The organism is Mycobacterium parascrofulaceum ATCC BAA-614 (assembly GCF_000164135.1).
GTDB classification, from domain to species: Bacteria; Actinomycetota; Actinomycetes; order Mycobacteriales; family Mycobacteriaceae; genus Mycobacterium; species Mycobacterium parascrofulaceum.
The window spans coordinates 44,025-51,274 of record NZ_GG770562.1 but is presented as its reverse complement, the minus strand read 5'-3'; the positions used below and the strand labels follow the sequence as shown (position 1 = coordinate 51,274).

The window sequence follows — 7,250 nt, the reverse complement described above, 5'->3', positions numbered from 1 at the left end:
CAAGCGGCAATACGACCGAATCGAATATGGCGGGTTACCAGTGAGTTTCCCGTGAGTTCAGCCGGATTGAAGCGATTTCAGTTGGAACCCACGGCCTTTCGGCTGTGAAGGTTCATAACTGCGGCGGGTTCGCGGGCCCTGAGTCTGGCGGCGTTGGGTGGCACTACGGTTCTACCGGCTGCTCGAGTTCGTCGCTGAGCAGCCGTTCGGCCACGGTGGTGTAGCGCCGTGCGGTGTTGTGGGAGATGCCGAAGACGAGAGACAGGTGCAGTGGGTCCGGGCCTGCGGTCAGCGCTTCGTGAAGGATTCGGTCGGCACGGATGCGTTCGATCGTGAATCCATTGTCGCTCAACGATGGTTTCACCGATTTTTGACTGACCGGCGTTGTGCGCAATGCAGTTTTCGTCGTGAGTAGAACGTGCCGGTTCGGAGTGTGGGGCCATCTGTCCCGGCGGTGGTCGAGCCATGTGTTCAGCGCGATGTGGGTGAGCTCACCGAGCCGTTGGTTGTGTCCGGCAAGGGTGATCCGCCGGTTCGGCAGGTCGATGTCGTCGAGCGTGAGTTTGCGTATAACGGCTGTGCGGCAGGCATGTTCGACGCTCAGCGCCACGACGAGGCGTTCAAGCGGTTCGCTGGCGAGCTGTTCGATCGAGCGCACCTCGTCATCGGTGATGGGCAGGAGGTCCTGGTCTACTGGTTGGCTCTTCAAACCCGCTGTTGGGTTGCTGAAGACCAGAGCATTCTTCTTGGCGTGCCGGAACAGCGACCGCAGCGCCTTGATCAGATTGTGGCGCTGGTTTCCCTGAAACGGCCGCAGCGCCGCGTCGACGTCGGCCCTGGTGACCTCCCTGAGATGCTCGTAGGAGGTGGACCAGTGCGCGAGAAGGGGCTTGACCGAGCCGAAGTAGCTGTAGAGCGTCCTCGGTGATCGTGGGCGAGCACGTGCGCCGCCGACCAACAGGGTAAGGAGCCAGTGGTGGGCCGGCTCGGCGAATCCTGGCGGAAGTTCCGCGGTGACGCGGTCGATCCAGGCACGGATCGGAGGTTCGGTGTCGTCTTTCAGCAGGTCGAAGTGGGATAGGATTTCGACGAGCCTGCGACGGGACGCGAGCCGATGCGGCCGGGTTCGAACCTCGGTGAGCGGCACGCGATCACCGGTGGGCCGACCGGCCAGAAGGGTGAGCAGGGCGTCGAGGCATCGGTTTGTGGTCTCACCGCACCAATCGTGGGCGGCACCGAGTTCCCGGGCGTGTATCGCGGCGGCCGCGAGCACGGGGTCGTCGGATTCCAAGGCTGGATGCCGCCGGGGCGGGCGAGGAGGCAGTCCCGCCTTTCTGCGTTGGTAGGACGCTCTTCTTGAACAGCTTCTGCCGCAGTATTTTTGGTCGCGGCGACTGTTGGCAGGCAGCGCAGTCCCGCAGTGCAGGCAGTTCATCGCGGCGGCAGCGACCTGCCGGCGCGAGTGCGCGGCGTGACCGACCGGGCCTCACCGACCGCCGCTGACTCGTCGTCGGTGACGGGCGTGGCCGCTGCCACGGTTTCGGGTTCGGGAATCAGCAACTCGTCGACCCCGCAGCCGAGGACGGCGCAGATGACGTCCAGGTCGTTCAGTTTGATGGCGTTGGGGTTGCCCGACCACAGGCCCGACATCTTGCCGGCGCTGATGACCAGACCGCGGTCGGCGAGCATCCGCTGGAGTTCGCTGGCCTTCCAGATGCCGCGATTGGCCGCGGCCAATCGCAGGTTCCATTTCATCGAGCGAGTCCTTTCCATCGATCGGCGACCCGGCGTTGCCCGGTGACCCAGGCATCTTCGACGTGGGTGGCGTGCACGTGGATATACCGAGCCGTTGTGCCCGTCCAGGCGTGACCTAATAGTTCCTGGATCGCGAATAGGTTCATACCGGCCAGATAAAGCTGGGATGCGCAGAAATGCCGCAGCACATGCGGTGTCAGCTTCCCCGACCACCTCGGCAGATATCGGTCGGTGGCCTCGGCCAGGGCGCGGCGATAGACGTCGGCGGTCGCGCGCATACACGTCCCGTCGATGTTCTTGCGTTCGGACGGAAACAGCGGCGCAGCATGGTTTTTCGGGTCGACATCGAACAGGCCCAGCACGTCTTCGATGAACCACTGCAGGCTGCGGTCGGCGCCGTTGATCAGTGGCACTACCCGCGGCTTGGGACCTTTGCGACGAGATCCCTTGCCATGACGGACGTTCAGCTTGCCGAACCGGCCCAGCTCCCAGCGCACGTCATCCAGGTCGAGCATCCGCGCCTCGTTGATCCGCAATCCGACATCGGCCACCAGGCGAGCCACGGCGTAGTTTCGGGCGGTCGGGGCGAACTTGCGGCAGGTGACCAGCTCCCCGCGCCACCCCGCGAACAGCTGCTCCACCTCGTCGGCGGTCGGCGGGATGCGCAGCTGCGGATCCACCCACGCCCGCGGTCGGTTGATCTCATCGAGCGGGCACTCGATGACCCGGCCGCTGAGATTGTGCAACTCGACCTTGTGACGCAGTTCGAGGAACTGAAAGTACACCGTCAGCGCGGCCGCCCGCCCGGTCCGAGTCGACGCCCGGGCATCACGCAGCACCTTGCCGAAGTAGGTGTCGGCGTCAGCAGGCTGGATCTCCCACAGCGGCCGACCGAACCAGTCCCGGATCAGCTCAAGGTGATTCACGTCGTTGCGGATGGTCGAGTCGACCAACCCGGCCGATGCCCGGGCAAGGACGAATCCGGCCAGCACATCGGTCTCGAAGCCGGCGAGCTCATCCTCGGTCGCCGGTGCCCGCTGCTCCCTCAGGTCCCGCACGACAGCCAGAGCCAACCCACGCCTCCTCAACTTCACCCACAGTGAAGAATCATCAGCTGATCAGTTATCCAGTCGGCAAAGATGATGCCACTTCATTCGCGGGTTTTGCAGCAGGGACACGCCCACAACAGCTGGTCCAGGCACTCGACGGGCTGGCGCACACCACTCGGTGGCTCAGGAACCCGTCGACTGTTGGTTAACTACCGCATATAGCGCAATCGGTTGTACTTCAACGTAGTCGAGCGCCACTATACATTCCCGATAATCCGCCGCCATACGCATCGCACGCTCTTGCAACCGGTTTCGACGTGATGCAGCGAGTGTGGCACTAACGCATTGTGATTCACTCGATGAGTCAATTCCTAGGGCCGATAACCGGGCGAGCGGTCGAGCGGGCGGGCGTTTCCAGCAAACGCTCCTGCCTGTGGTCCTACTGCGCAGCCGCTCCCCCGCCGGGGGATTGGAGCCTGCTTTGGCCCGCCAACCCGAAGCCCAACAACGCATGTTCGTGCCCTTCCTCATCACGGTGGGCCTCGTCGAAGCAGCGACCTGGGAACGTCTCCCTACGACAAGGTGGAGACCGTAGCCACCGTCCGCCGACACCGCGGACCGCGAGGGGCGCAGCGTTGATCAATGAAATTGACCACCGCTGCGAAAATGCCGAAATGCGCCCCATGCTGCGGCGATCGCCCTATCGTTTGTGCCATGACGGGGGTAGGCATGCCGGCGTGGCCGGCAACAATGGCAGCATTCGTGCTCGAACTCGCCGGGATCGTGCCACCGCTAGATCCAAGAGTGCGAAATGAATTGGCTCAAGACGAAGAGAGTGTCGAGCTCGCGCAGCGTCTAGCGGAAGAACCCTCGCTACAAGATATCGTGTTCTCGGATGCGGATCATCCGTCGCTCCACACCCCTACCGTATTGTCTTTCACCGCAGAATCGTGGGCTCAGGCGCGCTCAGGTCTGGGCATCGTTGAGCGGGGTCAGGGCGAGCGCATCGCGGCCATCTGGCACACGGCGGTTCCGCTGGTCAACGGTGACTACCTGTTGACCCCGGATCCGGGTCACCCTGAAGCGGTGTCGTTCTATCGAGCCACGCGCAATGACGACGAGGGTGCGATCGATTTTCGCGTGGGCACTGCGTCGAGGGGCCCGTATGAGGTCGTGTGGGAGGACAACGACGACCGCTGCCATCTCAGACGATTCTTCAACGGCCTCTTGCAATGCAAGGTGGTCGGGTGCAGCGAGGTGTGTCATAGAGGCATCGAGGTGGACCCCATAACGGGCGCACAGTCATTTCCGTGCGGGTGTCCCTGATGTTCGGCATCGACTGGATTATTTGGGGCGTCATCATTGCCGCCGCCACGTTGGGGGCCGCAATCGGCGTGCCGGTCGTCCTCTACATCCGTCAGAACCGCGCCAACATCACGGTGACAAGCGAATTCGACAAGACCGGGTTCGTGGAAGTCGTCCTCGCCAAGGAGGGAAGCGGGGCCGCGCAAGTCGATTCGGTTGAACTCATGGCAGCTGGCACCAACACCAAGCTGCCATTAATCGGACGTTCCAAAACTGGTGCCGGGCCAATCAACTTCGATGGCGGCAAAGCCAAGATTCGCGTCTACTTCACACTCACCAGCGGGGCGAGTGCAACCGATGCCATCGAGGTACACGTCGAACACAAAGGCAAATCGTCGAGGGTCAAGTCCACCTGGACGACCAAGACCATATCTCCCCAGGCTGGCACCGAAATGATCGATCTGCGCGACCCGATTGAACCCGAAGCAGACACCACTACGAAAAAGGCGCCTGGCACTGCTGGTACTGGCACGACTGGGGCGAATCCGCCAGCAGCTCAATCAAATACACCCGCGCCAGGACTTTCCAACCCGCAGCGTGACACAGACGATCCCGACGTCAAGACGTAGAGCGTCCATCACGTCGAGGTCTCCCCCGGCGCCTCCAAGGAAGCCCGGTCGCGGAGGTTCGCGGCTGTGGCCCACACAACGGAAGGCCGTCGGGGACAGCCTTCGGGTGAGGATCCACCGGCGATACCGAATATCGCGATGTGGACATCCCACGTTGCCGAGACGCGGGTCGGATTGGCCATATCTGACTATTGCGGCCGCCGCCCGGCGGAGCCATTCGAGACCTGGATGCTTCGAGGCTGTGCCACGCCTCCGTAGCCCTGGCAAGTCCCCCGTCTGACGCTAATTTTGCCCGCGGCCACGGGCTACTTGACCCGTCGTGTGCGGGCGCATGGTTGGTGTGCGACGACCATCGAGACTTTGCACAGTGCACGAAACACCAAGGGGCGGTGTGTAAGTCGTGTGTTGGCACTGTGCTGGTGGAGTGGTCGTATTCGAAACCTGCGGTATTGCCGTGGTGGGCTAGCGGTTTTCGGGTCCGACGTTCTGGCTGCACTGGTCAGGTGCCCGGATCTCGCCGGCCGCGAACCTCCATCGGACGCGGGCGTTCTGGGGGTGAGCTGTTGCGGTAGGAGATGTTCAGAAATGCTCAAAGTCGTTGACTATCGAGCACACGCGTGGTCGCAGATTGGTCTGCGGGGGGAGCTAGCGTGGCCGTATGCCGGTAAACACGACGTCGTGAATTGTTCGTGCGATTAGATCTTCGTCGAGCGTATCGTCGGTGATTAGGTAGGTCAGTGCGCTGGTGGTGACTGCACCGAATAGCGCGATGGCGGCAGCTCTGGGGTTGTCGAGAGCCTCGAGTGAACGGTCGTTAGCGCCCGCGCGAAGCAAGGTCTCGACGGGTTCGAAGTAGGCAGTGCTGATCATGTTGGCGATGACGGGCATGCGGGCGGCGCGGCCCAGTTCTCCTATGAGGGCGCGACAGACAGCGGGCCGCTGGGCCATCACGCGCAGTTGGGCACTGATGACGTCGTGCAGGCGTTGGGCGGCGGCGCCGTCTGCCTCGACGATCGCGGTGACCTCGTGCGCGACGTGTTGTAGGGCGTCTTCGAGGAGGAAGGCGAGTATTTCTTCTTTGCCGGCGAAGTAGTAGTAGAGCGTGGCCTTGGCGATGCCCGTGGTCGCGGCGACGTCTTCGATCTTTGTGTCGTTGAGCCCGCGCTCGGCGAAGAGTTCGGCCGCGGCAGGCAACCGGTCGGCAATCTGAGCGGGAATCTTCCGCATAAAGTCCTCCCCTCGGTTTAAACTCTCAGTCTAAACCGACGTTCTGCAATGTGGCAGGAGACGCTATGTCGACGGTACAACTTCGCTACGATCCCTTTGACGCGGAAATTCAGGACGACCCCTACCCCGTCTACCGGCAGCTACGCGACGCGGCACCGGTCTATCACGCCGCCGATACCAACACCTGGGTACTTAGTCGCCACGCGGATGTCATCAGCGCGCTGCTTGACCATCACAGCTACTCGTCGGTCGACGGAGTATTTCCGACTCCACCGGGCTCGACTTTTCGCGAATCGCTGCTGCCGATGATGATTTTGATGGATCCCCCGCGACACGATCAGCTGCGGGCATTGGTTAGCAAGGCCTTCACCCCGCGACGAATCGCGGCGCTGACGTGCGCGATCGAGGACCTCGCTGATCAGTTGACGGCCGGCCTGATCCAGGAAGCCAGTTCGGCCGATTTCGTCGCCGACTTCGCAGCTGTACTACCAGCGATGGTGATCGCTGATTTGCTCGGTGTGCCGCGCGAGGACCGTACACAATTTCGGCGATGGTCGAACGCGTTGGTGCAGTCCAATCCCACCCACGGCGAGACCGGCGAGGCTTTGGCAGCCGCGGCCGCGATCTATGGCTACTTCACCGATTTCCTCGCCGACCGCCGCGGCCAACCGCGCGACGATTTGATGTCAGCGTTGGTGTGTGCCGAGATCGACGGAAAGCACCTTAGTGACGACGAACTGCTTGGCTTTTGCCTGCTGCTGCTGATCGCCGGTCATGAGACGACGTCGAATCTGCTGGCCAACGCCGCGGTGGTACTGGCCGACTATCGCGACACCCGCCACCGGCTGGCTGGCGATGAGAGCTTGCTCGGGGCAGCTGTTGAGGAGCTGCTGCGGTATGACTCACCGGCTCAAGGACTTTCGCGAACGTTGACCCGCGACGTGACAGTGCATGGCGTCACAATGTCGGCGGGTGATTCGGTGCTGTTGTTGTTCGGCTCGGCTAATCGTGACGAACGCGTGTTCGCTGATCCCGACGTGTTTGACATCGGGCGCAAACCCGAACACCAAGTGGCATTCGGCCGAGGCATTCACTTCTGTCTCGGTGCGTCCTTGGCCCGGATGGAGGCCCGGATCGCGTTGCGCGCCTTGCTGGCCCGCGTGCCCAACTGGGAAGTCGACTTGGGCCGCGCGCAGCGCCTGCGGTCGGGCCCGATCCGAGGCTATTTGTCGTTGCCGATCTCCTGGTCGGCGAACTAGCCGCGCTGCGGTCCAATTGGCTGTGA

At 62.7% G+C, this 7,250-nt stretch carries 7 protein-coding genes and 1 pseudogene; 4 read left to right on the top strand and 4 right to left on the bottom strand.

Annotation, left to right across the window (positions count from 1 at the left end):
- Positions 1-163: 163 nt before the first annotated feature.
- The 3 genes from HMPREF0591_RS28540 to HMPREF0591_RS28530 all read right to left on the bottom strand — a co-directional run bounded on the left by HMPREF0591_RS28540 (position 164) and on the right by HMPREF0591_RS28530 (position 2,828).
- Complete coding sequence (locus HMPREF0591_RS28540; RefSeq protein WP_007172300.1) at positions 164-1,291, bottom strand: site-specific integrase; 1,128 nt, start codon at positions 1,289-1,291, stop codon at positions 164-166.
- Positions 1,292-1,431: 140 nt separating this feature from the next.
- On the bottom strand, positions 1,432-1,755 hold the full coding sequence (locus HMPREF0591_RS28535; RefSeq protein WP_007172299.1) for a helix-turn-helix domain-containing protein: 324 nt from the start codon (positions 1,753-1,755) through the stop codon (positions 1,432-1,434).
- Positions 1,752-2,828, bottom strand: coding sequence for a tyrosine-type recombinase/integrase (locus tag HMPREF0591_RS28530; protein ID WP_007172298.1), 1,077 nt, complete (start codon positions 2,826-2,828; stop codon positions 1,752-1,754). The genes HMPREF0591_RS28535 and HMPREF0591_RS28530 overlap by 4 nt, the downstream gene beginning before the upstream one ends.
- 457 nt (positions 2,829-3,285) lie before the next feature.
- Here HMPREF0591_RS28530 and HMPREF0591_RS34200 point away from each other — a divergent pair.
- The 3 genes and pseudogenes from HMPREF0591_RS34200 to HMPREF0591_RS28520 all read left to right on the top strand — a co-directional run.
- Positions 3,286-3,399, top strand: a pseudogene (locus HMPREF0591_RS34200) (hypothetical protein); the annotation flags it as partial.
- Positions 3,400-3,518: 119 nt separating this feature from the next.
- The gene (locus HMPREF0591_RS28525) at positions 3,519-4,130 is read left to right on the top strand and encodes a hypothetical protein (protein WP_087139652.1); all 612 of its coding nucleotides are present in this window, start codon (positions 3,519-3,521) and stop codon (positions 4,128-4,130) included.
- Complete coding sequence (locus HMPREF0591_RS28520; protein ID WP_033717424.1) at positions 4,115-4,738, top strand: hypothetical protein; 624 nt, start codon at positions 4,115-4,117, stop codon at positions 4,736-4,738. Before HMPREF0591_RS28525 ends, HMPREF0591_RS28520 begins: the two co-directional genes overlap by 16 nt.
- 645 nt (positions 4,739-5,383) lie before the next feature.
- On the opposite strand, the gene HMPREF0591_RS28515 is transcribed toward HMPREF0591_RS28520, so the two are convergent.
- Positions 5,384-5,965 carry a TetR/AcrR family transcriptional regulator gene (locus HMPREF0591_RS28515; RefSeq protein ID WP_007172295.1) on the bottom strand — a complete coding sequence of 194 codons (582 nt, stop codon included), beginning with the start codon at positions 5,963-5,965 and terminating at the stop codon, positions 5,384-5,386.
- A gap of 65 nt (positions 5,966-6,030) precedes the next feature.
- On the opposite strand from HMPREF0591_RS28515, the gene HMPREF0591_RS28510 reads away from it, so the two are divergent.
- Positions 6,031-7,224, top strand: coding sequence for a cytochrome P450 (locus HMPREF0591_RS28510; RefSeq protein WP_007172294.1), 1,194 nt, complete (start codon positions 6,031-6,033; stop codon positions 7,222-7,224).
- Positions 7,225-7,250 lie beyond the last annotated feature (26 nt).

Excerpts from the sequence above, each read along its gene's own strand:
- HMPREF0591_RS28535 (WP_007172299.1), bottom strand. The coding sequence starts at position 1,755 with ATGAAATGGAACCTGCGATTGGCCGCGGCCAATCGCGGCATCTGGAAG.
- HMPREF0591_RS28525 (WP_087139652.1), top strand. The coding sequence starts at position 3,519 with ATGACGGGGGTAGGCATGCCGGCGTGGCCGGCAACAATGGCAGCATTC.
- HMPREF0591_RS28510 (WP_007172294.1), top strand. The coding sequence starts at position 6,031 with ATGTCGACGGTACAACTTCGCTACGATCCCTTTGACGCGGAAATTCAG.
- HMPREF0591_RS28515 (WP_007172295.1), bottom strand. The coding sequence starts at position 5,965 with ATGCGGAAGATTCCCGCTCAGATTGCCGACCGGTTGCCTGCCGCGGCC.